This is a genomic window from Citrobacter sp. VF227, assembly GCF_052950715.1.
In genome coordinates this window covers 1013503-1040308 of the sequence record NZ_JBRFVF010000001.1, presented here as the reverse complement: position 1 = coordinate 1040308, position 26806 = coordinate 1013503, and the positions used below count along the sequence as shown (strand labels likewise).

At 53.5% G+C, this 26806-nt stretch carries 17 protein-coding genes; 8 read left to right on the top strand and 9 right to left on the bottom strand.

The window, feature by feature from the left end:
• Window positions 1-110: 110 nt before the first annotated feature.
• The 6 genes from baeR to ACU8YC_RS05165 are packed head-to-tail and all read right to left on the bottom strand — an operon-like array spanning window position 111 to window position 11092.
• Window positions 111-833, bottom strand: coding sequence for an envelope stress response regulator BaeR (baeR, locus tag ACU8YC_RS05190; RefSeq protein WP_187258726.1), 723 nt, complete (start codon window positions 831-833; stop codon window positions 111-113).
• Complete coding sequence (gene baeS, locus ACU8YC_RS05185; RefSeq protein ID WP_187253375.1) at window positions 830-2233, bottom strand: envelope stress sensor histidine kinase BaeS; 1404 nt, start codon at window positions 2231-2233, stop codon at window positions 830-832. Before baeS ends, baeR begins: the two co-directional genes overlap by 4 nt.
• Entirely contained in the window at window positions 2233-3645 is a 1413-nt protein-coding gene (mdtD, locus tag ACU8YC_RS05180) for an MFS transporter (protein ID WP_187253374.1), read from the bottom strand. The genes baeS and mdtD overlap by 1 nt, the downstream gene beginning before the upstream one ends.
• Window positions 3642-6722, bottom strand: a complete 3081-nt coding sequence (gene mdtC / locus ACU8YC_RS05175) for a multidrug efflux RND transporter permease subunit MdtC (RefSeq protein ID WP_446895087.1) — start codon at window positions 6720-6722, stop codon at window positions 3642-3644. The genes mdtD and mdtC overlap by 4 nt, the downstream gene beginning before the upstream one ends.
• Complete coding sequence (locus ACU8YC_RS05170; RefSeq protein ID WP_210904581.1) at window positions 6723-9845, bottom strand: MdtB/MuxB family multidrug efflux RND transporter permease subunit; 3123 nt, start codon at window positions 9843-9845, stop codon at window positions 6723-6725.
• The gene (locus ACU8YC_RS05165) at window positions 9845-11092 is read right to left on the bottom strand and encodes an MdtA/MuxA family multidrug efflux RND transporter periplasmic adaptor subunit (protein WP_187253371.1); all 1248 of its coding nucleotides are present in this window, start codon (window positions 11090-11092) and stop codon (window positions 9845-9847) included. The genes ACU8YC_RS05170 and ACU8YC_RS05165 overlap by 1 nt, the downstream gene beginning before the upstream one ends.
• A gap of 278 nt (window positions 11093-11370) precedes the next feature.
• Between ACU8YC_RS05165 and ACU8YC_RS05160 the strand changes: the two genes are divergently transcribed.
• Window positions 11371-11430, top strand: coding sequence for a type I toxin-antitoxin system Ibs family toxin (locus tag ACU8YC_RS05160; protein WP_151219965.1), 60 nt, complete (start codon window positions 11371-11373; stop codon window positions 11428-11430).
• A gap of 99 nt (window positions 11431-11529) precedes the next feature.
• On the opposite strand, the gene yegD is transcribed toward ACU8YC_RS05160, so the two are convergent.
• A complete protein-coding gene (gene yegD, locus ACU8YC_RS05155; protein WP_187258730.1) occupies window positions 11530-12882 on the bottom strand; it encodes a molecular chaperone in 1353 nt (450 codons plus the stop codon).
• Window positions 12883-13018: 136 nt separating this feature from the next.
• Here yegD and alkA point away from each other — a divergent pair, with 136 nt between their 5' ends.
• The gene (gene alkA, locus ACU8YC_RS05150) at window positions 13019-13888 is read left to right on the top strand and encodes a DNA-3-methyladenine glycosylase 2 (RefSeq protein ID WP_151224702.1); all 870 of its coding nucleotides are present in this window, start codon (window positions 13019-13021) and stop codon (window positions 13886-13888) included.
• Here alkA and ACU8YC_RS05145 read toward each other — a convergent pair.
• The gene (locus ACU8YC_RS05145; protein ID WP_151219771.1) at window positions 13856-17185 is read right to left on the bottom strand and encodes a diguanylate cyclase; all 3330 of its coding nucleotides are present in this window, start codon (window positions 17183-17185) and stop codon (window positions 13856-13858) included. The two genes, alkA and ACU8YC_RS05145, sit on opposite strands and share 33 nt — an antisense overlap.
• A gap of 315 nt (window positions 17186-17500) precedes the next feature.
• Here ACU8YC_RS05145 and udk point away from each other — a divergent pair, with 315 nt between their 5' ends.
• The 3 genes from udk (at window position 17501) to asmA (ending at window position 20692) form a co-directional block, all read left to right on the top strand.
• The gene (gene udk / locus ACU8YC_RS05140) at window positions 17501-18142 is read left to right on the top strand and encodes a uridine kinase (RefSeq protein ID WP_151219770.1); all 642 of its coding nucleotides are present in this window, start codon (window positions 17501-17503) and stop codon (window positions 18140-18142) included.
• 91 nt (window positions 18143-18233) lie between these two features.
• Window positions 18234-18815, top strand: coding sequence for a dCTP deaminase (gene dcd / locus ACU8YC_RS05135; RefSeq protein WP_003834269.1), 582 nt, complete (start codon window positions 18234-18236; stop codon window positions 18813-18815).
• Between the two features lie 26 nt (window positions 18816-18841).
• A complete protein-coding gene (asmA, locus tag ACU8YC_RS05130; protein ID WP_151219769.1) occupies window positions 18842-20692 on the top strand; it encodes an outer membrane assembly protein AsmA in 1851 nt (616 codons plus the stop codon).
• 44 nt (window positions 20693-20736) lie between these two features.
• On the opposite strand, the gene ACU8YC_RS05125 is transcribed toward asmA, so the two are convergent.
• Complete coding sequence (locus tag ACU8YC_RS05125) at window positions 20737-22320, bottom strand: TerC family protein (RefSeq protein WP_446895086.1); 1584 nt, start codon at window positions 22318-22320, stop codon at window positions 20737-20739.
• 655 nt (window positions 22321-22975) lie between these two features.
• On the opposite strand from ACU8YC_RS05125, the gene ACU8YC_RS05120 reads away from it, so the two are divergent.
• The 3 genes from ACU8YC_RS05120 to wzc are packed head-to-tail and all read left to right on the top strand — an operon-like array spanning window position 22976 to window position 26729.
• On the top strand, window positions 22976-24115 hold the full coding sequence (locus ACU8YC_RS05120) for a polysaccharide export protein (RefSeq protein ID WP_151219767.1): 1140 nt from the start codon (window positions 22976-22978) through the stop codon (window positions 24113-24115).
• Window positions 24116-24120: 5 nt separating this feature from the next.
• Window positions 24121-24570 carry a low molecular weight protein-tyrosine-phosphatase Wzb gene (wzb, locus tag ACU8YC_RS05115; RefSeq protein ID WP_151219766.1) on the top strand — a complete coding sequence of 150 codons (450 nt, stop codon included), beginning with the start codon at window positions 24121-24123 and terminating at the stop codon, window positions 24568-24570.
• Window positions 24567-26729: a tyrosine-protein kinase Wzc gene (gene wzc / locus ACU8YC_RS05110; RefSeq protein WP_286544340.1), complete on the top strand. Its 2163-nt coding sequence runs from the start codon at window positions 24567-24569 to the stop codon at window positions 26727-26729. The genes wzb and wzc overlap by 4 nt, the downstream gene beginning before the upstream one ends.
• Window positions 26730-26806: the final 77 nt, after the last annotated feature.

Below are 26806 nucleotides of genomic sequence, written 5' to 3'. Positions count from 1 at the left end.
GAGTGCCCCCATATTAAGGGCGGGCATTGTAGCGCTGAGGGGCGGGCAGGTAAAGTCATTGTACCTGGTGGTCGCTCCGTCTTATCTGACATCGGTTGGGCTATCTCTGATTACACAATTCGGCACGCATCGGCTTCCCAACGATACCCTACGCCATAGACCGCGCGGATAAATGACTGCTCCGCATCCAGCGACTCCAGCTTGCGTCGCAAGTTCTTAATATGGCTGTCGATAGTGCGATCGGTAACCACGCGGTAATCGTCGTAGAGATGATTGAGTAACTGTTCGCGGGAGAAGACTTTTCCCGGTTCATGTGACAGCGTTTTGAGTAAGCGGAATTCGGCGGGCGTTAAGTCGAGCATTTTCCCACGCCAGGACGCCTGAAAACGACCTTCATCGACAATCAGCGGGCTGGCTGCATCCATTTGTTGCAGTTCGCGCTGCGGTTTGCAACGGCGCAGAATCGTCTTCACGCGAGCGACAACTTCGCGCGGGCTGTAAGGTTTGCAAATGTAGTCATCTGCACCGATCTCCAGCCCCAACAGGCGATCTATTTCTTCAATTTTGGCGGTTACCATCATGATGGGGATTTCCGAGAAACGACGAATCTCCCGACACAGAGTCAGACCGTCGGTACCGGGCAGCATCAGATCTAACAAGATCATATCGGGCGGTGTCTGCCGCACAAAAGGCAGAACCAAATCACCGTGGCTGATAAGCGTAGGGGCGTAGCCTGCCGCTCGCAGGTAGTCGATAAGTAGTTGCCCCAGCTTGGGCTCGTCTTCCACGATCAGAATACGCGGCGTGTTTTCATCAATGGGTAACTCAGTCATACATCTCTCTGTAAATCGCGTTCCAGCGGAAACTCTACTGTAATGCTAACCCCGCCAAAAGGCGAATGGGCGGCGCGGATCAGACCATTATGCGCCTGTACGATATTGACGCAAATCGCCAGCCCCAGTCCGGAACCTCCGCTGGCGCGGTTACGCGAGCCTTCGGTGCGATAAAATCGCTCGAACAGCCTCTGCAACTGGTCGTCACTGACGCCAGGAGCGGAATCAGCGAAGGTTAATAAAACCATACGCTCACGTTGTTCGGCGCTGATGTGCAGTCCACCGCCGCTGTCGGTGTAGCGCAGGCTGTTTTCCAGCAGATTGTTGAACAACTGCATCAAACGATCTCTGTCACCGAAAACCGCCATACTGTCCGGGAGCGAAAGCTGTATCGTCAGTCCACGGCTGGCAAAGCGTTCACGAAATGCGCCGCTTGCCACTTCCAGTAACGGGATAAGATCCAGCGATGTTTTCTGATAGGCCAGAGCGCCCTCATCTGACATGGAGAGCTGATGAAGATCGTTAACCAGCTTGGTGAGTGTACCGACTTCAGCCTGTAAAGAGGCCACCGACTCGGGCGTAAACTGGCGTACGCCATCCTGAATAGCCTCCAGTTCACCGCGCAATACTGCCAACGGCGTGCGCAGTTCGTGAGAAATATCGGCCATAAAATCACGGCGCATCTGCTGGTTTTTTTCCAGCGTACTGGCGAGCTGGTTAAAGTCCAGCGCCAGTTTACCTAGCTCATCCGTACTGGTCGGCGCAACGCGAGTGGTGAAATCGCCAGCCGCCAGTTTGTGTGTGCCTTCCACCAGCCGTTTGACCGGTGCCAGCAGGCTGCGCGCCAGCGTAAACGTTGCCAGCGCCGCCAGGATCGTGGAGAGCGCGACGATAAGCCAACTGGAACGTCTTTGCTGCTTGTCGAAATTGATATCCGTATTACGCGTTAAGCGCTCCACGGGTGAGGCAATCACGGCACCCACTTCGCTACCGTTAACGCGGATGGGATGGCGCATACCGTCACGGGGGACCGGGGCCCGCGGGCCGACCAGCACGCGGGCATTTTGATCGACAACCCAAAACTGCGTACGCCAGCCGTGTGGCGGCATGGCTGGACCCGGTTTATCATCGTCATTGTCGTGTTCAAAAGAACGCAGGATCTGAAAAACAAACCGATCGTTATTGCGCAAGAATCGCCAGTTGCCATGTTGCTCATACTGTTCGCCGAGCGCATCGCTGAGCATTTGCAGCCGCTGTTCGTTACCGTTCTTAATATAATCGATAAAACCGCGTTCGAAGCTTATGCGTACGGCCCAGTGCATGCTGATCAGCAACACAATGCAGGTGGCGAAAATCGCCAGAAACAGTTTGCCGGTGATACCGGGCCGCCAGAACTTCATCAGGTGCTCCTTTTGCGCCGTGAAATCACCGCGTTGGTTTGCGTGTCATTCGGCACGCGGGAAAAAATGATAGCGGGCAGCGCAATAATGAGTGCAATGCACAGCCAGGTATACATAAAGACGTTATGCGTACTATTGCTGTCAACGGTGATATGTTGTTGGCCAAACATGCCTAACAGCAGACCCGCGATAGTTACCCCGATACTCATCGACAGCTGCATGATCATCGACAGCAGGCTGTTGCCGCTGCTGGCGAGATCGTCAGGCAGATCTTTTAGCGTCAGGGTGTTCATGGATGAAAAGCGCGTTGAGTTGACCATTCCCTGTAAGAACAGCACGAAGGGCAGGGCGTAATACCAGCCGAGTAGCGCGGTGGTCATCAACAGCACACAGACCAGCGACAGGCCAAGCGTAGTAGCGACCAGTACGCGACGGTAGCCAAACCGGTTAACGACCTGCACCACAATGCGCTTCATGCCCATACTGCCCAGCACCATCGGGATCATCATTAACCCGGCATGAAACGGTGAAAAACCGAGGCCAATCTGTAAAAACACCGGCGTCATAAACGGCAGCATACCGCTGCCGATGCGTCCGGCAAAACTACCAAACAGACCTAGTGAGAAGGTCGATGTGCGAAACAGATTTAAGCTGAATAGCGCGCGGGGATTTCGATGAGCGTGTTTCAGATACAGCGTAATTGCCAACACCCCACAGATAACCAGCGCCGCCAGCGTGATACCGGAGAGGCCGGTTCCTTTGCTACCATCGAGCGCCAGCGTCAGAACTGCCATACCGACCGCCAGCATCGCGAATCCGGAGAGGTCGAAGCGTCGGGTTTGCATGGTGTAGTTGGGCATCAGCATCAACGTTGCTATCGCGCCGACAATACCTACCGGAATGTTAATCAAAAATATCCAGTGCCAGGAGGCGTACTCAACCAGAATACCGCCTAATGCCGGTCCCAGTAATGGACCAATCTGACCGGGCAGTGTGACAAACGTCATTGCCGCCATATATTGCTCGCGCGGGACGATTTTCATCACCGTTAGCCTGCCGACCGGCACCATCATCGCACCGCCAACGCCTTGTAAGACGCGTGCCATCACCAGCTCGTTGAGCGTGCTCGACCAGGCGCAAAACAGCGAACCAAGTGTAAACAGAATGATGGCGCTGAAGAAGATATTACGCACGCCGACTTTGTCTGCCAGCCATCCGCTGGCGGGCAGCATGACGGCAACGGTTAATACATATGACACAATGACCATATGCATATGTAACGGGCTTTCCCCGAGGCTTGCCGCCATCGAGGGAAGCGCGGTATTAACGATGGTGGTATCCAGCGATTGCATAAAAAAGCCGAATGCCACAATCCAAAGCTGCCAGCGGGTGCTGTCGGGAAGTTCTGTCATAACTCTGCTACCGGTTTGCTGTTTTTACGCGAAAAACGCAGACGCAGACGGTCGAAAAAGAGATACACCACGGGCGTGGTATACAGCGTCAGGAGTTGGCTCACGACCAGGCCGCCGACTATGGTTATCCCCAACGGCTGGCGCAGTTCAGAGCCATCTCCTGCGGATAACACCAGCGGCAGCGCGCCAAACAACGCTGCCAGCGTGGTCATCATGATTGGGCGAAAGCGCAACAGGCAGGCCTGGAAAATGGCTTCCTCCGGCTGCAGCTTGCCGTTTCTCTGTGCTTCCAGCGCAAAATCGACCATCATGATGGCGTTTTTCTTCACAATGCCAATTAATAGCATGATCCCTATCAGGGCGATTAGGCTGAACGGGGCATTGAACAGCTCCAGCGCCAGCAAAGCCCCAACGCCAGCGGAAGGTAGCGTGGAGAGAATGGTCAGAGGGTGAACATAGCTTTCATACAACATGCCCAGCACGATGTAGACCGTGGCGATAGCGGCGATAATCAGGATCACCTGTGACTTCATGGTGTCCTGAAATACTTGTGCTGTACCGGCAAAGCTGCCGCGCACCGTGGAGGGAACGCCGAGTTGGGTCATTGTTCTGTTGATGGCCTCTGTCGCCTCAGATAAAGAAGAGCCTGTCGGCAGGTTAAACGACACGGTTGAGGCGGCAGATAAGCCCTGATGGTTAACCGACAGCGGGGCATTCGCCGGTTGCCATTTGGCAAAGTACGATAACGGGATCGCCTTACCGTCATTGTTGATGACGAACATTTTGTCCAGCGCGCTAATGTCCTGGGTGTAACGTCGATCGACCTCCATCACCACTTTGTACTGGTTCATCGGCTGATAAATAGTCGAAATTTGCCGTTGGCCAAACGCGTTGTTCAACAGGCTGTTAGCGGCTGCGACGTCGATCCCCAGACGCGACATGGTGTCACGATCGTAGGAAAGGTTCATCTCCGCACCATTATCCTGCTGATCGGAATTGACGTCCGCCAGTTGGGGCAGGGCGGCAAGCGCCTTACGGATTTTCGGTTCCCACTCACGAAGCGCTGCGAGATCGTCGGACAGCAATGTGTATTGATAGCTGGCGTTGGCCTGGCGTCCACCGACGCGAATATCCTGGACTGCCATCAAAAACAGATTCGCGCCCGGCTCTTTTGCCAACTTCACTCGTAGGCGGTCGATCACCTGCTGAGCGGTTTCGCGGCGTTCATCGCGCGGCTTGAGGGTAATAAACATCATCCCACTGTTAACCCGGGAACCTCCTATAAAACCAGTGACGTTATTTACTGCCGGGTCGTCGCGGATGATCTTCATAAAGTCCTGCAGTTTGCCGCGCATAGCCTGGAAAGAGATGCTCTGGTCGGCCTGGATCCCTCCCATCAATACGCCCGTATCCTGCTCCGGGAAGAAGGTTTTGGGAATGGAAATATAAAGCCAGATATTCAGCGCAATAGTGCCGAGCAACACCACACCCACCATTCGCGTGTGGCGCAACACCCATTTAAGCGAAGTGCCGTAACTCTGCTGCAGTGCTACCAACACACGACCAAATCCCCGTTTACGCGACTGTTCACGTGGGGCGCTGGATTTGAGCATCCAGCCGCACATCATTGGCGTTAATGTGAGTGACACCAGCAGCGAGATACCGATGGCAACCGACAGCGTGACGGCAAATTCGCGCAGCAGGCGCCCAGGCAATCCCTCCATTAACAGCAGTGGCAGGAATACCGCCACCAGCGACAGGCTCATAGAGAGCACGGTGAATCCCACTTCGCGCGTGCCCTGTAATGCCGCCTGCAGTGGCTTCATGCCCGCTTCCAGATGGCGAGCAATATTTTCCAGTACCACGATGGCGTCATCCACGACAAATCCCGTCGCAATGGTCAGCGCCATCAACGACAGGTTATTCAGGCTGAATCCGCACAGATACATGGCGGCAAAGGTACCAATCAGCGAGACCGGAACCGCTACTGCGGGGATCAGGGTCGCGCGCCCGGAACGCAGGAAAACAAAGACCACCAGGATAACCAGTGCTACAGAGATAATCAGCGTCTGTTCGACTTCCTCCAGTGAGGCGCGAATAGTCGGCGAACGGTCCTGGGCAATTTGCAGGTCGATGGCGGCCGGGACTAGTGTTTGTAACTCCGGTAATTTGGCGCGAATGCTGTCTACCGTCTGAATAATATTGGCTTCCGGCAGTTTGCGGATCATCAGCAGGATGGCGGGTTTGGCGTTGGTCATCCCCGCGTTACGAACGTCCTGTACCGAGTCGGTTACAGACGCAACGTCACCAAGCCGCACCGCCGCGCCGTTGTTATAGTGGATGATAATCGGTTGGTATTCGGCGGCGGTTTTCAGCTCATCGTTAGTTTGTACCTGCCAGCGATGGGTATCATTCTCGATTGCTCCCTGCGGCTTACGCACGTTGGCGTTGTCGATCGCGCTACGCACGTCGTCCAGTGACACCCCCTGGTTAAACAGCGCTTGCGGGTTGAGTCCGACCCGTACGGCAGGCAGAGAACTCCCGCCGACGTCCACGTCACCCACTCCGTCGATTTGCGCGATGGTTTGTGCCAGTTGGGTCGATGCGAAATCGTACAGTTCACCCTGCGAGTAAGTGTCTGACGTGAGCGTCAGGATCATTATTGGCGCATCGGAAGGGTTGGCTTTGCGGTACGTTGGTCGGCTTGGCATCCCGCTGGGTAACAGGCTTTGCGCCGCGTTAATCGCGGCCTGAACGTCCCGCGCTGCACCATTGATGTCACGGTCGAATTTGAATTCGAGAATAATGCGCGTACTGCCAAGCGAACTGCTTGAGGTCATTTCGTTCACACCCGCGATGCGCCCCAGCGAGCGCTCCAGCGGGGTCGCGACCGAGGAGGCCATTGTTTCAGGGGAGGCACCGGGTAATGATGCGCTGACCATTATCACCGGAAAATCCACCTGCGGCAGCGGAGCGACCGGCAGCAGTCGAAAACCCAGAATACCGCACAGGGTGATAGCCACCGAAATGAGAATGGTCGCCACCGGACGATGAATGAAAAGCGCGAAAAATTTCATTTACGCTTCCTCTTCCTGGCGCGGGAAGCGGTTTTTCACGTACAGCGACAGGCGGTCAAACAGCAGGTAAATCACCGGCGTAGTAAACAGAGTTAACACCTGACTTACCAGCAGCCCGCCAACCATGCCAATCCCTAATGGGCGGCGTAACTCTGCGCCCACACCGGTACTTAACATCAGCGGCAACGCGCCGAGCAGCGCTGCCAGCGTCGTCATCAGGATTGGACGAAAACGCAGTAAACACGCCTGGAAAATGGCATCGCGCGGCGCCATACCCTGTTCGCGCTCCGCAGCAAGGGCAAAGTCGATCATCATGATGGCGTTTTTCTTGACGATACCGATCAACAAAATAATGCCGATGATCGCGATGACGTCCAGTTCGCTGCCTGCAATCATTAACGCCAGCAGTGCTCCGACACCCGCTGTAGGCAGCGTGGAGAGAATGGTAATCGGGTGAATAAAGCTCTCGTACAACACGCCGAGCACGATATACATCGCCACAACCGCGGCCACAATCAACCAGATAGTGTTGCCCAACGCGGCCTGGAAGGCGAGGGTACTGCCCTGGAACTGGGTGGTAATATTCGCGGGCAGGTTAAGCGTTTTTTCGGCATCCAGAATTGCCTGTACCGCATCGCCCAGCGAATGATCTTCCGGCACGTTGAATGAGATGGTGGTGACCGGGAACTGATCGAGGTGGTTAATCGACAGAGGGGCGAAACGCTGTTCAATGCTGGCGATCGCGCTGAGCGGTACCATGCCGCCGTCACTACTGGTCAGACGGATAGTGTCCAGCGCGGCAATGCCTGGCGTATTATTGGTGTCATGTTCTAACACGACGCGATACTGGTTGGCCTGGGTGTAGATGGTTGAAATCAGTCGCTGGCCGAAGGCGTTATACAGGGCATTATCGACATCCGCCATGCTAATGCCTAAACGGCTGGCGCTGTCGCGATTGACATTCACATACGCCACCAGTCCTTTATCCTGCCAGTCGCTGCTGACGTCGGACAGTTGCGGTAGCTGCTGTAGTTTTGCTAACAGTTGTGGAACCCAGGTGCTGAGGGCATCCAGGGAAGTTGCTTGCAGCGTAAACTGATATTGCGTCCGGCTAACCTGAGTATCAATCGTCAGGTCTTGGGTCGGCTGAAGGTAGAGGTCAACGCCGGGGACTCTGTCAACCGCGTCCTGTAACCGGGCGATCACTTTCTGTACGCGATCGTCACGTTCATCCAGCGGTTTAAGGTTGATTTGCAAACGCGCGCTGTTTAATGCCGGATTCGTACCATCCACGCCAACAAACGCGGTCAGGCTCTCTACCGCCGGATCTTTAAGGATGACATCTGAAACCTGTTGCTGGCGCTGGGCCATGCTGGCAAACGAACTGGACTGCGGTGCCTGTAGCGTACCCTGGATAATACCGTTGTCCTGGATCGGGAAGAAACCTTTTGGGATGAAAACCCATAGCATGACGCTCAGTGCCAGCGTGCCGAGTGCCACGCTCAGCGTCAGCCAAGGGTGGTTTAGTACTTTTGCCAGCCAGTGACCGTACCCGGCAATGACGCGATCGAACATGCGCTCCGAGGCTCGGGAGAAGCGGTTTTGCTTGCGCAACGAGGCTTGACTAAGCATACGCGCGCACATCATCGGCGTGAGGGTAAGTGAGACGACGGCGGAAATCAGAATTGCCACGGCCAGCGTAACGGCAAATTCACGGAATAATCGGCCAACGATATCACCCATAAACAACAGTGGAATCAGGACGGCGATCAGCGAAAATGTTAGCGAGATGATGGTAAAACCAATCTCGCCTGCACCTTTCAGGGCGGCAGTCAGCGGTTTCTCGCCTTTTTCAAGGTAGCGTGAAATATTCTCAATAACCACGATAGCGTCATCCACCACAAAGCCCGTTGCGATGGTGAGCGCCATTAAAGTCAGGTTGTTGATGGAGAAATCAAGAAATACCATCACCGCGAAAGTGCCGACTAGCGATAGCGGTACGGCGACGGCGGGAATAATCGTCGCCGGAATATTGCGCAGAAACAGGTAGATAATCATCACCACCAGTGCTATTGCCAGCATCAGCTCAAACTGGGTGTCTGCAACAGAGGCACGAATATTGGTTGTACGATCTGAAAGCACGCTGACATTGACTGATTTGGGCAGACTTTCGGTGAGCTGCGGCAACATTTGACGGATACTGTCTGCCGTGGAGATGATGTTCGCCCCAGGTTGGCGCTGCACATTCATCACAATCGCTTGTTGCTTATTGGCCCACGCGCCCAGCCAGCTATTTTCTGCCCCTTGTTCGACGGTAGCGACATCGCCCAGGCGCACCGGCGCGCCGTTTTTATAGGCCACAATCAGTTGACGATATTCGTCCGCGGACTGCATCTGGTCATTGGCTGAAAGCGTGACGGCACGCGTTGGGCCATCAAGACTCCCTTTCGCTGAATTAACGTTGGCTCCGGTGATGGCCGTACGGATAGTTTCGCTGGTCAGACCGAGGGCGGCAATGGCCTGAGCGTTAAGCTTCACGCGGACCGCCGGACGTTGTCCACCGGAAAGGGTTACCAGACCAACGCCGGAAACCTGAGAGATTTTCTGCGCGACGCGGGTTTCGACCATATCTTCCACCTGCGTCATCGGCATGGCGCTGGAAGTGACCGCCAGCGTCATGATTGGTGGATCTGCCGGGTTTACCTTGCTGTAAACCGGTGGGTTGGGCAGGTCGTTTGGCAGTAAATTAGTGGCGGCGTTAATCGCAGCCTGAACTTCCTGCTCGGCAACATCTAACGGGAGCGTCAGTTGAAACTGCAACGTGACGACCGATGCGCCGCCGGAGCTTTGCGAGGACATCTGCTTCAAGCCAGACATCTGTCCGAACTGACGTTCAAGCGGTGCGGTGACCGCCGAGGTCATGACGTCCGGGCTGGCGCCGGGGTAGAGCGTAACGACCTGAATTGTTGGGTAATCAACTTCCGGCAAGGCGGCGATCGGCAGGAAGCGATAACCGATAATACCGGCCAGTAAAATCGCGACCATCAGCAACGTGGTGGCGACGGGGCGCAGAATGAACAGGCGCGATGGTCCGCCTGTATTGTCCGGAGGTAACGCCTGCATCAGGAATCGGCTCCTTTTTTGCCGTATCCGCGTGGCGCAGTTTTCTCGTCCGTCGCTAAGGCGTCATGCGCCTCAACGACTTCGACTTTTGCGCCTTCCGTCAGGCGGTCAATACCGTCAGTTACGACCCGATCGCCTGCGGACAACCCCGCGGCGATTACCACTTTTTGGCTATCCTGAATACCCGGTTTAACCAGATGTTTGCTCACTTTATTATCGCTGTTCAGCACCCAGACAAAGTGGCCTTCGTTGCCCATCTGCAGGGCGGCTGTTGGGATCACCACGGCATTTTGCTGCGTGTCGACCAGCATGCGGGCGTTGACGAACTGGTTAGGGAATAACGCATCATCCTGATTGTTAAAACGGGCTTTAACTTTGATGGTTCCTGTAGTGGCATCAATCTGATTGTCGAGACTGAGCAGGACGCCTTCACTCAGTTTTTGTGAATTGGTTCGGTCCCAGGCTTCGACTTTGAGCGGCTCCCCCGATTTTTGTGCCCGCAACACGGTGGCGATGTCGTTTTCAGGCAAGGTGAATATCAGGTCGATGGGATGCGTTTGCGTAATGACGACAATCCCGGTGGTATCGCCGCTGGATATTTGGTTACCCACATCGACCTGTTTCAGACCGACGCGACCATCGACAGGGGCGGTTATCCGGCTCCAGTCGAGCTGCAGTTGGGCGCTGGCGACGCTGGCCTCATCCGCTTTAATCGTCCCTAACGTCTCATTGACCAGCGCCTGCTGGGCGTCCAGCTCCTGGCGGGAGACCAGATTGGTTTTAACCAACTGTTGATAGCGGGCAAGATCGCGACGGGCATTCGCCAGCGTGGCTTTATCTTTTGCCAGTTGCCCCTGCGCCTGAGCCAGAGCGACTTTGAACTGACTGGGGTCTATCTCAGCCAGCAGATCGCCAGCTTTTACCTGCTGCCCTTCTTCGAAATGTAAGGCGATGAGCTGTCCGTCCACCCGGCTACGTACCGTGGCGGTATTGGCGGCAGTAATGGTTCCCAGCCCTGTCAGGTAACGCGGAACGGCTTCCTCGGTGGCGGTGGCAGCCTGAACGGGAGCTAACGGTCCGGAACGCATTCCACGCCGTCCTGACCCTGGCGTTTGCTGCGCTGGTTTGGTCGCGCCCGGTGCGGTTTCCTGGGAAGCGCTGCGGCTTTGCCAGAACCAGATTGCGGCGATGGAAGCCACGACGATCGCGATTGCTATCACCCAGCGGGATTTATTACTGCCTTTCATTCTTATGAGTTTCTCATCCTGAAACGATTCGCGGAATGATACTAGTTTAGCCAGTGAACAAGGGTGAAAGATGGAGGAATTATGAAACACTGTCTGGATTCGTCTGAATGCCGATGCGGCTTTGCGAGGCGTTACGCAACAATCTGCGGCGAAAATAGCGAATGCGTCATTGTGCGTTAGAGTGCAGCCAAGGCAAAAGGAGGTAAGCCAGAGATTTCAGCGGGACGCTGTAACGGGAAAGCCCCTCCCGAGGAAGGGACCAAAAGAAGGAAAGGGTTATGATGAAGCAGGTCATCATACTGGTGATACTCTTCGTCATTAGCTTCGCGGCTTACTAAGACACCAGGGGGAGGGGAAACCCTCCCTAACCCTCACTCCTGAAAATAAGACACAGTAACGATGACGTCAATACGCGTACCTTTAAGCCTGCGAGCCGCTTAGCGGAAAACAACGTCAGCCCAGCGGGCCAGTCCGGCGGTGACGGAGCCGAAATCATCGCCGCCCGCGATAGGGATCCCAGGAAGCTGCTCGGTGAGAGCCTTTTTGATCAACGGCGAACGCGCGCTACCGCCGGTCAGGTAAATCACGTCCGGTTTTTCCTGTGCGTTTTCCAGCGCCAGTTGCACCTGCTCCAGAATACGCGCCAGGGGTTGATTAAGTGCAGTTTCCAGACCGTGCTGACTGATATCGGTTGCCAGCGTGTCGCTGATAAACGGGATCGCCGCTGTAACGATAGTCTGGTCGGAAAGCGCAATTTTGCTCTCTTCTGCGCTGCGCACCAGGCGGTAACTCAGACGCTCGCGCCAGACTTTAAGCAACAGTGCGACTTTATCGGCTTCTCTCGCGTCGCGGACAAGATCGTTGAGCAAGCGACCGTTGGCGCTACTGTAGAAATCACTTTGCGCGGGAACATCGTTGATCGCGACCGCATTCCACCAGGGAAGAATAGGTAAGGCGATACCTTTTTCCGTTTCTCCCCCCATGCCGAGCAGCGGCATCAGGTGTTTAAACGCCAACGCGATGTCCAGATCGTTCCCGCCTACGCGACAGCCACTGTGTCCCAGCAGGCTATTTTCGCGATCGGCGCGCTGATGCCATTGCGGTCCCATCAGCAGCAGTGAACAGTCGGTCGTACCCCCGCCAATATCCACCACTAACACACGTTTTTCTTCCAGTAGCGTGGCTTCGAAATCCAGCCCAGCCGCGACCGGCTCGTACTGGAAGACGACATCCTGAAAACCGGCGCGTTTGGCCGCACGTTCAAGAATTCCTTGCGCCTGGGCGTTGGCATCATCGCCACCTAACCCCTGGAAGTTGATGGGGCGACCAATAACGGCCTGGGTGATCGCTTCCGGCAACTGATTTTGCGCCTGGTTGCGTATGTGCAGCATCATCGCGCAGACCAGATCCTCAAACAGCGCAACCTGCTGCGGCTTCAGACCGTTGGCACCCAAAAATGATTTTGGTGATTTAACAAAGTACACCTCTTCCGGGTCTGCAATATACTGACCCAGCGACGACAGACCGAACTGCACGCTGTTGACGTTAACGTCGATGTCTTCTTCGCGGTTAAAGCGCATTGCCCGGCGAAGCAGCGCCTGCGTTTCATCGTCCGTTGTTGGGACGTCGTGATGACGATACAACCACTCGCTGACTGCTTCACGCGTTGGCGCGCACAGCATTGAAGGCAGCAGCGTGCTGTTATTTTCCATTTTGAGCAGGTGTGGCTGCCCGTCACGCATAACGGCCACTGAACAGTTTGCCGTACCGTAGTCAAAACCAATAAACACCGTAAAAATCCCCATGCCAGTGAAGAAGGGGCGTGACTTTAACGAAATGTTGACGCCCCGACAACTGGAATATGAAAGCAAGGCGTATCGGTTGAATACCGTTTATGCTGTAGGTTTGCGTAAAAAGGAAAACTGAATGTTCACGCTGAGCTGGCAACCGCCTTATGACTGGCCCTGGATGCTGGGGTTTCTTGCCGCCCGTGCGGTTGAAGGTGTCGAAACTGTAGGTGAACTGAGTTATGTCAGAAGCCTCTCCGTTGAAGGACATTGTGGTCTGGTACGCGTCGTCGCGGATCTGCAGGCCAACGCGCTACAGGTGACGTTGAGCCAGGGATTACAGCCGGTCTCCTCCGTGTGCCTGGAAAAAATAACGCGCCTGTTCGATCTGAACTGCTGTCCACAACAAATCACCAGCGCGCTAGGAAGTCTCGGTGCGGCGCGTCCGGGACTGCGTCTGCCGGGATGTGTCGATGTTTTTGAGCAAGGCGTACGGGCGATTTTAGGGCAGTTAGTCAGCGTGGCGATGGCGGCAAAACTGACGGCGAAAGTCGCGCTTGCTTATGGGGATATGCTGGAGGATGCTCCCGGGTACGTTTGTTTTCCTACGCCTGAAGCGTTAGCTAAAGCCGAACCATTGCATCTTAAAGCGTTAGGTATGCCACTCAAACGCGCTGAAGCGTTGATTTACCTGGCTCGCGCAACGCTTGAAGGAACGCTGCTGACAGCCGCGCCTGACGATATTGAGCAAGGCGTTAAGCAACTACAAACGTTTCCCGGGATAGGGCGCTGGACCGCCAATTATTTCGCGCTGCGTGGTTGGCAGGCGAAGGATGTATTTCTGCCGGATGATTATCTGATTAAACAGCGATTTCCTGGTATGACGCCAGCCCAGATCCGACGGTATGCAGAGCGCTGGATACCCTGGCGCTCCTACGCGCTCTTGCATATCTGGTATACAGATGGCTGGCAGCCGTCAGTTGATAGCGAAATTACTGGTATTCAGTAGCAGATCTATAGGTTGGGCGTCGGCAATAATGTCACCATAAATCATATCGATACCGATGCCAGAGAGCGTATCCATGATAAGCGGTAGTTGCACCGGGCCAGCGATGGTTTTAATGTCGAGGCGCTGGGCATGGCCCTGGATAATGGACACCCACATTTCGTCAATCAGGTCACCGTGGGCGCTGGCGCTTAGCTCGCTGTCGAGCAACAGGTAATCAACCATGTGATATTTCAGATTGTCAAAAAGCTCTAAATCACGGCCAACCTGACTTAACACAATTCGACAGCCGAACTGACGTAGCCGATGCAGGACGGATACTGCCAACGTAGGATTTGTTTTGATGACGATGGCTGGAACGGTCAGGTGCAACAACCGTGGCGGTAGCGGGCTGCGTTGCAATTGTTCCAGTAGCTCATCAACAAGTTCTGAATTGAGCAAACCTGCGGCGGAAAGGGGCAGGGCAATACTGAGCCCCTTGCTGGCGACTGCCGGAGCAGCGTTCTGGAAGAATTCGCGGAATACCCGGCGGTCGAGGGCTTGATTCAATGCGGGATCGACCAGTCCGGTACGGAAAGAATGCTCTTCAATCAGTTCGCCTTCCTCGGTGCCTAAACGTAATGAAACAAGCCAGAAGCTAAACGTCTCTGGTATACGCGGGGAGGCCACGCCTCTGGCGATCATCAGCATGGGGTTATGGGTGATGGAGTGTCTTTGTTCATCCAATGACAGTTGACTACGCGTGGCATGGGCCTGACTTTGCTGGGGTTCATAGACGCAGACTCGTCCGCGCCCGCTGTTTTTCGCCGCGTAGCAGGCGATATCCGCCTGAGACATAACCTCGGTTGCAACATGGTTTTTCTCATCAATCAATGTAATCCCCGCACTGGCGCCAATGCGGTGCAAGCGGCCTTCCCACATGAAGTGGTAATCGTTAATGGCGCTAATGATGCGGCCTGAGATAAAGCGGGCGCTTTCGATATTGCAATCTGGCAGCAACAGACCAAACTCGTCGCCGCCAAGGCGCGCCAGCATATCGCTGGATCGCAGCATGCTCAGCATCAGTGAAGAGAGTTCGCGAAGCAAGGCATCGCCCGCGGCATGACCTGCGCTGTCGTTCACTGCTTTAAAACGATCGAGATCGATAAAAACCAGCACATGATGTTGGCGTGCGTCGTGTACTGTATGCAGCAACTGTTTTAGATGGTTTTCAAAGCTGACTCGATTGGCCAACTGCGTCAGATCGTCATGCGAAGCGCTGTAGCTAAGCTGGCGCAGCATTTTACGCGACTCGGTGACATCCTGTATGACCAGCACCGAGCCAATGCTGCCGCCATCCAGGGTGCTAAGGGGCGTGATGCTGTACTGAATGTCATAACTGTTGCCATTGCGACAATGCAGCACCACTTCCTGCTCAATTGCGGTGCGCGACATGTCGGCACTGTAGATATTTTCCATCAGCGGGCCGTTATCACCGAAGGTAATACGCAGTACCGTCAGGAGTGGCATGCCGATCGCGCTTTCCTGCTGCCAACCGCTCATTTTCTCAGCGACCGGATTCATAAAGGTCACGTTCATATCGACATCAATACAAATCACGGCTTCGCCAATGGAATCAAGCGTAATGTGCAGACGCTCTTTTTCCTGATACAACGCTTCGTTAAGCTGCTTCACTTCGGTCATATCCATATTGATGCCAAGCAAGCGTTCGACTTCACCGTCTTTATTCAGCACCCGGTTGGCCAACGAACGGATATGCCGTACGCCATCTTTCACCGTGATACGAAACTCAAGCTTAAACGGAACCCGCGCGGCCAACGAATCTCGAATCACATTTTCGGCGTGCTCGCGATCTTCAGGCACGAGGCATTGATACCAGACTTGCCAACTGGGTTTGATATGTGGGGGAACTTCATACAGATCGAACATACGCTTATCCCAACTGATCACATCAGGCTGCAGTTCCCATTCCCAAATGCCGATCCCACCGGCCTCATTCGCGAGAGTAATGCGCTCCATCAGCCGTTTATTAATCCACTCGGTATGCTTGAGATCGTTAATGTCTTCAACCTGGGCGATAAAGTAGAGTGGGGTATTGTCGCTATGACGTACCAGTGACACCGCCAGCAAGGCCCAGACAACCTCGCCCGCGCGGGTGTAATAGCGTTTTTCCATGGAATAGCTGTTGATTTCCCCGCGTGCCAGCATGTCCAACTGTTCGAGGTCATTATTCAAATCTTCCGGCCAGGTTAATTGCTGGAAGGTGAGTGAACGTAGCTCCTCCTGGCTATAGCCCAGAAACTGGCACAAGGCTTTATTGGCCTGCAGCCACTGCCCCTCGGTACCGACCAGCGCCATGCCAATCGCGGAATATTCCATCGCGTTGCGAAAGCGTAATTCGCTTTCTGAGATATGTTTACGTTCAGCCCGAAATGCGTACATCACCATGGTCATCATATTGGCTGGCAGCAGGATCATTAAAAACGGCAGCCAGGGAATGCTGGTAAACATGTTCAGTTTGGGGGTGTAGAGCAGCGAAGGGTCGGCGGCCAACATCAGCGAAACCATCATCACGGTGCTGAGGAATATTAAAAACGCCTCCATTCGCGGCAGACGCACGGCGCTCCACATCAGCAGGACAATAACGCAGGTAAACGGCCATGGAATGTACATCATTGACAGCCAACTGAGCGTTAAGGTCACCAACAGTGTAATCAGGGTCTCAAACAGTAAACGTGGATTGCGATGGCGCAACAAATAATGTGGTTTAAACAGTAAACCCAGCGGCACCAGCGCCAGCGCGCCGATGGATTCTGACAGTACCCAAATGAGAAAGGTATTTAACGTAGTTTCCTTCGGCAGCAACATCCACATTAATATGCCGCCCAGCAGCGGCGGAACAACCGCGCTGCCAAATGCCAGGCGCGCCCAGTCGTTAAGATTTTGTAAAGGATTGTACCAGGGTAAAAGTTTACGCAAGAGCATTGCGCCAACGACTGCCTCAATAATGTTAATCGCCGTGAAGGTGAAATTCAGCGACTCACTGGGGAAGAAGAGCAAAGAAGCGCCGATGTTACCCAAAGAGCAGGCCAGTGCGATCCCCGGCCACATTTTTCCTGCATGACGGTAAAAGGCCACCATCATGATTGAGGTTGGGAACCACAGCGGTGCCAGCTGTGCGCCGAAACGTGATAGTTCGAGCGAGAACAGCGTAAAGATGAACGCCACCAGACCTAAACTGGCCAGGCGCAGTAGAGGATGAGGTAATGTAACTAAAACATGTTGGGATTGTTTACTCATTACCACTCTACCCAAATAGCCGATGACGCCCAGTAGAGACGCCGGAGGCATCACATTTAATCTGGGATTATGCTAGTACAAATAATTTACAATTTATACGCCAGCAGCTCATAAATTAACACTCTCAAGCTATTAATTCCTAAGCCATGGGAATAAATAAAGCACCTGCTTTAAAACTGACCATTTTAATTTGCGACAGGGACGGCATTGGTGCAGGCTGGGCTGGCATCGCGCCGCTGAAATCCCTATAATTGCCGCGTTTGGCGTTTCGACGCCGCCCTTCCTTACATCCAGGTTAATCAGGTCGCTAAATTTATGACTGATCAGTCCCATCAGTGCGTCATTATCGGCATTGCCGGCGCATCGGCTTCCGGCAAGAGTCTTATTGCCAGTACTCTTTATCGCGAATTGCGTGAACAAGTCGGTGACGAACATATTGGCGTTATTCCCGAAGACAGCTATTACAAAGATCAAAGCCATCTGTCGATGGAAGAACGTGTTAAAACTAACTATGACCATCCGAATGCGATGGACCACAGCCTGCTGTTTCAACATCTGCAAACGTTGAAACGTGGTTGTGCTATTGAACTGCCCGTGTACAGCTATGTCGAGCACACGCGTACGCAGGACACTATTCATATTGAACCCAAGAAAGTGATTATTCTGGAAGGCATTCTGCTGCTGACGGATGCGCGTTTGCGTGAAGAGATGAACTTCTCTATTTTCGTTGATACGCCATTGGATATTTGCCTGATGCGCCGTATCAAGCGGGATGTGAACGAACGTGGTCGTTCAATGGATTCGGTAATGGCGCAATACCAGAAAACCGTCCGCCCAATGTTCCTGCAATTTATTGAGCCTTCAAAACAATACGCCGACATCATTGTGCCGCGCGGGGGGAAAAACCGCATCGCCATCGATATTCTGAAGGCTAAAATTAGTCAGTTCTTTGAATAAGTTCAGCGAATTGTGTACCGTTCAGTGATAACCTGGTTCGCCCTTAACGCACCTGGCATTAAGGGTTTGAAGCACGAAAGGAGAAAGTGCCATGCGTTTATGTGACCGAGATATTGAAGCCTGGTTGGATGAAGGTCGCCTGTCGATCACTCCCCGCCCTCCTGTCGAGCGAATCAATGGCGCCACGGTAGATGTGCGTCTTGGCAACAAATTCCGTACGTTCCGGGGTCATACGGCGGCGTATATCGATTTGAGTGGACCAAAAGATGAAGTCAGCGCCGCGCTGGATCGCGTGATGAGTGATGAAATCGTCCTCAAAGACGGCGAGGCGTTTTTCCTGCACCCGGGAGAACTGGCGCTGGCCGTGACGTTCGAATCCGTTACGCTGCCTTCCGATCTTGTCGGCTGGTTAGATGGCCGTTCTTCGCTGGCACGTCTGGGATTGATGGTACACGTCACCGCGCACCGCATCGATCCGGGCTGGTCAGGCTGCATCGTGCTGGAATTTTACAACTCCGGAAAATTACCGCTGGCCCTGCGTCCTGGCATGCCGATTGGCGCATTAAGTTTCGAACCGCTTTCCGGTCCGGCGGCGCGACCCTACAACCGTCGTCAGGACGCGAAGTATCGCGATCAGCAGGGCGCCGTTGCCAGCCGGATCGATAAAGACTGAGTGTTTTTCAGTCCATTGGGGATAGCATGAGACGATTTCTGACGACGCTGATGATCTTACTGGTCGTGCTGGTGGCCGGTTTTTCTGCGTTAGTACTGTTGGTGAATCCGAATGATTTCCGCGCGTATATGGTCAAGCAGGTTGCTGCGCGTAGCGGATATCAACTGCAGTTGGATGGTCCTCTGCGTTGGCACGTATGGCCTCAGTTGAGTATCCTCTCAGGGCGCATGGTGCTAACGGCGGAAGGTGCCAGCGAGCCTCTGGTTCGTGCCGATAATATGCGTCTTGACGTCGCGTTGTGGCCGTTGCTGAGCCATCAGCTCAGCGTTAAGCAGGTGATGCTCAAGGGCGCGGTGATCCAACTGACCCCGCAAACTGAGGCGGTGCGTGGAAAAGATGCACCCGTGGCTCCAAAAGACAATACGTTGCCCGACATGGCTGAAGACAAAGGATGGTCCTTTGATATCGCCCGTCTGCGCGTTGCTGATAGCGTTCTGGTATTCCAGCATGAGGACGATGAGCAGGTCACGGTTCGTGATATCCGGCTGGAGATGGAACAAGATAACCAGCACCGCGGCACGTTTGATTTCTCCGGGCGCGTGAACCGCGATCAGCGTGACCTCGCGTTATCCTTCAACGGTACTGTTGATGCTTCCGATTATCCGCATAACTTATCCGCGAATATTGCGCAGATAAGCTGGCAACTGCAAGGGGCCGATCTACCGCCGCAGGGGATTAACGGTCAGGGACAGCTTCAGGCGCAGTGGCAGGAAGAGAAAAAACAGCTCACGTTTAACCAGATTCATTTGACTGCTAACGACAGCTCTCTCGCCGGGCAAGTTCAGGTGACATTGTTGGATAAACCAGAATGGACCGTTGACCTGAAATTTAGTCAGCTCAATCTGGACAATCTACTCGTGCAACGTGATCCCGTGACGAAGAACGGTGAGGTACAGCAAGGTCAGAGTCAGTCGACGCTGGCGCGCCCTGTCATTGCTTCGCAGGTTGATGCTGTTTCTTATCAAGGTCTCAAGGGATTTGCGGCAGACATCACTTTGCAAGCGGACAAAGTGCTGTGGCGGAAAATGGCGTTTGACAATGTCTCGGCAAAAATAGACAACCAGTTCGGTTTATTAAACGTTGCGCAGCTGCAAGGGAAAAGTGACGGTGGGCTGGTGTCGCTTCCGGGCACGCTGGATGCCAGAAAAGGACAGCCGCGAGCGGTCTTCCATCCGCGCCTCGACGGTGTCGAAATTGGCGCAATCCTGAAAGCCTTCGATTACCCAATCGCTCTCACGGGTAAACTTTCTCTGACAGGTGATTTCTCTGGCTCAGATATTGATGCTCAGGCGTTTCGTCACAACTGGCAAGGGCAGGCCCGTGTCGAAATGAACGATACGCGAATGGAAGGGATGAACTTCCAGCAGATGATACAGCAGGCCGTTGAGCGTAGCGGTGGAGATGCTAAAGCCCAGCAAAATATGGAGAACGTGACCCGGCTGGATCACTTCGTGACCGATATGACGCTGGATAACGGCGAGGTAACGCTGGATAACATGGCCGGCGAGTCCGCTATGCTGGCGCTGACCGGCAAGGGAACGCTGGATCTGGTGAAGCAGAATTGCGACACGCTGTTTAACATTCGCGTGCTGGGCGGTTGGGAAGGCGAAAGTAAGTTGATTAACTTCCTGAAAGCCACCCCGGTTCCTCTCAGGGTGTACGGCCAGTGGCAAGCGCTTAATTATAGTCTGCAGGTCGACCAGCTATTGCGGAAGCATTTGCAGGATGAAGCGAAACGTCGCCTCAACGACTGGGCCGATCGTAATAAAGACTCCCGCAACGGTAAAGATGTTAAAAAATTGCTGGATAAACTCTGATTCAAATTGCCGGATGGCGGCTGATGCCCCATCCGGCTTGTGACTTACACTTCGTAATCCATCTCTTCTTCACTGTGTAGCGGTATCAGCTGGACTTTTTGCACGCGATGATTTTCCACCTGCAGAGTTCTCAGTCGGTAGGTGCCAACCTGAACTTCCTCCCCGGTTTTCGGGATGCGCTGCAAATACTCCATTAACAGCCCGGCAATGGTGTGATACTCACGTTTTTCATCTAACGGAATAGGTACGTACTGCACCAGATCTTCCAACGGCATATGACCGTTAGCGGTCCATGAACCATCAGTATTTTTCTGAATGTCGTGGCGGGCATCAATCTCCTCAACCTCGTTCGGCAGATTACCGGCGATGGTTTCCATTACGTCACTGAGTGTCACAATCCCCTCGACGGAACCAAATTCATCGGCAACAAAAGCGAAGTGCGTCCGGGCGTTACGAAACTGCTCGAGCGCCGGAAGCAGCGGCAGCGTTTCCGGGAACACCAGCGGCTGACGAATCAAGACGCGTAAATCAAGCGGTTCACCGCGCAGGGACTGCTGCAGCAGGTCGATGACATGCACCACGCCCAGCAGCTCTTCCTGCTCGTCTTCACCGGTGACCACCAGACGCGTATGCTGGTTTTTTTCCAGCAAAGCGCGGACTTCTGTTTCCGGCGCATTGAGGTCGATATGTTCAATATCATGGCGCGAGGTCATGATGCTGCTGACGGTTCGCTGATTAAGGTTCAGCACACGTTCTATCATCCGCCGTTCCTGCGGGGCAAAAATCTGACCTTCATGATGATCCGCCAGCATCGCTGAGGTTTCAGCATCCAGCTCAGCGTCTTCTTTTTGCCCGCTTAAGAGTCGCATTACCGCCTCAGCAGTACGTTGGCGCAAGGTATGGTTAGCTGACAGGAAGCGACGACGGTTAAAGATAGCCAATTGGTTCAGTGCTTCAATCATGACCGAGAAACCGATGGCGGCGTACAGGTAACCTTTCGGGATATGGAAACCAAATCCTTCGGCGACCAGGCTGAAACCAATCATCAGCAAGAAGCTCAGGCACAGAATAACGATAGTTGGATGGCTGTTGACAAAGCGCGTAAGCGACTTGCTCGCCAGCACCATCAGGCTGATGGCAATAATCACCGCAGCCATCATCACTGCCAGGTGATCGACCATCCCAACCGCGGTAATGACGGAGTCCAGGGAGAAGATAGCGTCCAGTACGACGATTTGCGCGACGACACCCCAGAATTTAGCGCCTTTACGCTGGGTGGGGTTATCGCTGTCTTTCCCTTCCAGCCGTTCGTTGAGTTCCATGGTGGCTTTAAACAGCAGGAAGAAACCACCGAACAGCATGATCAGATCGCGCGCGCTGAAGCTCAGGTCGCGAATGCTGAACAGCGGCGTGGTCAGCGTCACCAGCCAGGATATCGATGCCAGCAGCAGCAGGCGCATGACCATCGCCAGCAGTAGCCCGGTAATACGCGCCTTATCCCGCTGGGCAGGAGGCAGTTTCTCCGCGAGGATGGCAATAAAAACAAGATTATCAATGCCAAGAACAAGTTCGATCACGATTAACGTGACGAGTCCGGCCCAGATTGACGGATCGGCAATCCATTCCATAGTAAATGCTATACCCATAGTTGTATGACAATTGTCACAATTCGATCATGGGTAAAACTGGCGAAAAATGCAATGGCGGGGCAGGGATTTCTCTGTCGGCGATATCAGGTTAGACACGAGATAATAGCCCTGATGTCACTACAGGAAACTATTTTGTTAATCCGGATATATTTAGGAAATATCGCAGGTAAGGTATTTTAATGGCTGCGTTGTCAACATCAATAAAATCCTAAAAATATAAAAGTACAGCGCTTAATATTAATCTTAAAAGCAAGTTGTTGATGGTTTGTTATCTTGCCTGACTTTCGCTTAGCTGTAACAATTCCTCCGGCAATAATCAAAAGGTAAATATATCTTCATCAACCAGTGACGCTATTCCCGATGCGTTGTCGTTCTGAATGTGATGAAAATAAAGGAGAAGGTGAAAATTAAAATTAATCAGTGCATTGGTAGCTAATAAAGCCAGGGGCGGTAGCGTGTCTGGTCGCATGAGACAAGCCTAAATTATTTTGTCAAGAGCTCGCAGATGAATTCATTTTTTTAGGACTGATGCCAGTTAAATTTCATTTCAATTAACGGCAAGGTAAATACGTACAGGCGAGGTCGCTATTTAGATCGCACGTGATAATTACTCTGCCAAAGTGATAAATAATCAATGATGAAATCCAAACTTAAATTGATGCCAGTATTGGTATCGGTAATCTTGATAAACGGTTGTACCGTACTACCGGGCAGCAATATGTCTACGATGGGCAAAGATGTGATTAAACAGCAGGACGCTGATTTTGATATCGATCGCATGGTGAATGTTTACCCGCTCACCCCTCGACTGGTCGAACAATTACGTCCCCGACCTAATGTTGCGCAGCCTAATATGTCTTTGGACCAGGAGATTGCTGAGTATCAGTATCGGGTCGGCCCGGGTGATGTTCTGAATGTGACCGTCTGGGATCACCCTGAACTTACCACGCCAGCCGGACAGTACCGTAGCTCAAGCGATACCGGCAACTGGGTGCAGCCTGATGGCACCATGTTTTACCCCTACATCGGCAAAGTCAGGGTGGTCGGAAAGACGTTGGCCGAAATTCGTAGTGATATTACCGGGCGCTTAGCGAAGTACATTGCTGACCCGCAGGTGGACGTTAATATCGCCGCTTTCCGCTCGCAAAAGGCTTATGTCTCAGGGCAGGTAAACAAATCTGGCCAGCAGGCCATCACCAACGTGCCACTTACCGTTCTCGATGCCATTAACGCCGCAGGTGGTCTTACCGAGGCGGCAGACTGGCGCAACGTTGTATTGACGCATAACGGGAAGGAACAACGCATTTCACTGCAAGCGCTGATGCAAAATGGCGACCTGAGCCAGAACCGTCTGCTTTATCCTGGCGACATTCTGTTTGTCCCGCGTAATGACGATTTGAAAGTCTTCGTGATGGGAGAAGTGAAAAAACAGAGCACCCTCAAAATGGACTTCAGCGGCATGACGCTCACCGAAGCGCTCGGCAACGCGGAAGGTATCGATCTGACCACTTCCAACGCCAGCGGTATTTTCGTTATTCGTCCACTTAAAGGTGAGGGTGGGAACAACGGCAAGATCGCCAATATCTATCAGCTTGATATGTCCGATGCGACATCGCTGGTGATGGCGACGTCATTCCGACTCCAGCCATACGATGTGGTGTATGTCACTACCGCGCCGGTTGCTCGCTGGAACCGTTTGATCAATCAGTTGCTGCCGACTATTAGCGGTGTTCGCTATATGACGGACACGGCCAGCGACCTTCACAACTGGTAATCATCATGTTTAACAAAATCTTAGTTGTCTGTGTGGGGAACATTTGCCGCTCTCCGACGGCGGAGCGCTTGTTAAGGCAATTTCACCCGGCGTTGACGGTCTCTTCTGCTGGCCTCGGGGCGCTGGTGGGGAAAGGTGCGGATCCGCGCGCGATTAGCGTAGCACAGGCGCACAACCTGTCACTGGAAAATCATTGTGCCCGGCAGATCTCGGGACGAATGTGCCGGGAGTATGACCTGATCCTGACCATGGAAAAACGGCATATCTCAGCCCTGTGCGAATTGGTACCGGAGATGCGGGGCAAAGTGATGCTCTTTGGTCACTGGGACAGTGAGCGCGAAATTCCCGATCCGTATCGTAAAAGTCGTGACGCGTTTGACGCGGTGTACGCCTTACTTGAACGGTCTGCCCGCCAATGGGCTCAGGCACTGAACGCAGAGCAGGGAAAACAATGACAGAAAAAGTTAAACAGTCTGCAGCGCCGGTAACGGGCAATGATGAAATCGATATTGGTCGTCTGGTCGCAACGGTGGTAGAAGCCCGTTGGTGGGTGCTTGGCATTACTGTGGTTTTTGCGTTGTGTGCCGCAGTTTACACGCTGTTTGCTACACCCATCTACAGTGCGGACGCGCTGGTGCAAATTGAGCAAAATACCGGAAATTCACTGGTGCAGGATATTGGCTCTGCGCTGTCGAACAAACCTCCGGCCTCGGAAGCGGAAATTCAGCTCATCCAGTCAAGACTGGTGCTGGGGAAAACGGTAGACGATCTCAATCTGGATATCGGTGTTATCAAAGAAACATTCCCCATATTTGGCGCTGGTTGGGAAAGGTTAATGGGTCGCCAGAACGAAACGGTTAATGTGACCACCTTTACGCTGCCAAAGGCAATGAACGGACAGACCTTCACGCTCAGCGTACTGGATGACAAACGCTATCAGCTGGTGAGTGACGAGGGCTTTAGCGCTCAGGGACGGGTTGGGCAGATGCTGAAGCAAGACGGGGTGACGATGCTGGTCGGGGCTATTCATGCCAGCCCTGAGAGTCGTTTTACCGTCACTAAATTCTCCACGCTGGGCATGATCAACACCTTGCAAAATAATCTGATGGTGACAGAAACCGGCAAAGATACCGGCGTATTGAGCCTGACCTTTACCGGCGAAGACCGTGAGCAAATCCGTCGGATCCTCGACAGTATTACCCGCAACTATCTGCAACAAAACGTAGAGCGTAAGTCTGAAGAAGCCGCTAAAAGTCTGGCTTTTCTGGCCAGACAGTTGCCTGAGGTACGTAACCGGCTGGATGTTGCCGAAAACAAGCTGAACGCTTTTCGTCAGGACAAAGACTCTGTGGATTTGCCGCTGGAAGCCAAAGCGGTGCTGGATTCGATGGTGAACATTGATGCTCAGCTCAATGAGCTGACCTTCAAAGAAGCGGAGATTTCCAAGTTGTTCACCAAAGCGCACCCGGCGTATCGTACGCTGCTGGAAAAACGCCAGGCGCTGGAAGATGAGAAAAGCAAGCTAAACGGGCGCGTAACGGCGATGCCGAAAACGCAGCAGGAGATTGTTCGCCTGACGCGTGACGTGGAGTCTGGTCAGCAGGTCTATATGCAGTTGCTGAACAAGCAACAAGAACTAAAGATTACCGAAGCCAGTACGGTCGGAGATGTGCGCATTGTCGATCCGGCGATTGCTCAACCCGGTGTACTGAAGCCGAAAACGGCGTTGATTATCCTCGGCAGTATCATTCTCGGCTTGATGCTTTCTGTGGTGGGCGTCCTGCTGCGGTCGCTGTTTAATCGCGGTATTGAAAGCCCCCAGGCGCTGGAAGAACACGGCATCAGCGTATATGCCAGTATTCCGCTGTCTGAATGGCAAAAAGCGCGTGATAACGTGCAAACCATTAAAGGTGTGAAACGTTACAAGCAAAGCCAGTTGCTGGCGGTGGGGAATCCGACGGATCTCGCCATCGAAGCGATCCGCAGCCTGCGCACCAGCCTGCATTTTGCCATGATGCAGGCGCGTAACAATGTTTTGATGCTTACCGGCGTCAGCCCGTCGATTGGTAAAACATTTGTCTGCGCCAACCTCGCGGCGGTCATCAGCCAGACCAACAAACGCGTGCTGTTGATCGACTGCGACATGCGCAAAGGCTATACCCACGAACTGCTGGGGACCAATAACCTCAACGGTCTGTCTGAGATCCTCATCGGCAAGGGGGATATCTCAACCAGCGCGAAACCGACAGCCATTGCGCATTTCGATCTGATCCCGCGCGGACAAATCCCTCCCAATCCTTCTGAGCTACTGATGAGCGAGCGCTTTGGCGAACTGATTGCCTGGGCCAGCTCACACTATGACCTGGTGCTGATTGATACCCCGCCAATTCTGGCGGTGACCGATGCGGCTATCGTGGGGCGTCACGTCGGAACCACGTTGATGGTGGCACGTTACGCGGTCAACACGTTGAAAGAGGTGGAAACCAGCTTGAGTCGCTTTGAGCAAAACGGCATTCAGGTGAAAGGGGTGATCCTTAACTCTATTTTCCGCCGCGCCAGCGGATATCAGGATTACGGTTACTACGAATACGAGTACTCGTCGGATGCGAAATAGATAACGCACAGTAACGCATATCAAATGTAGGCCTGATAAACGCAGCGCCATCAGGCAACTTTATTTGGGAAACGAAA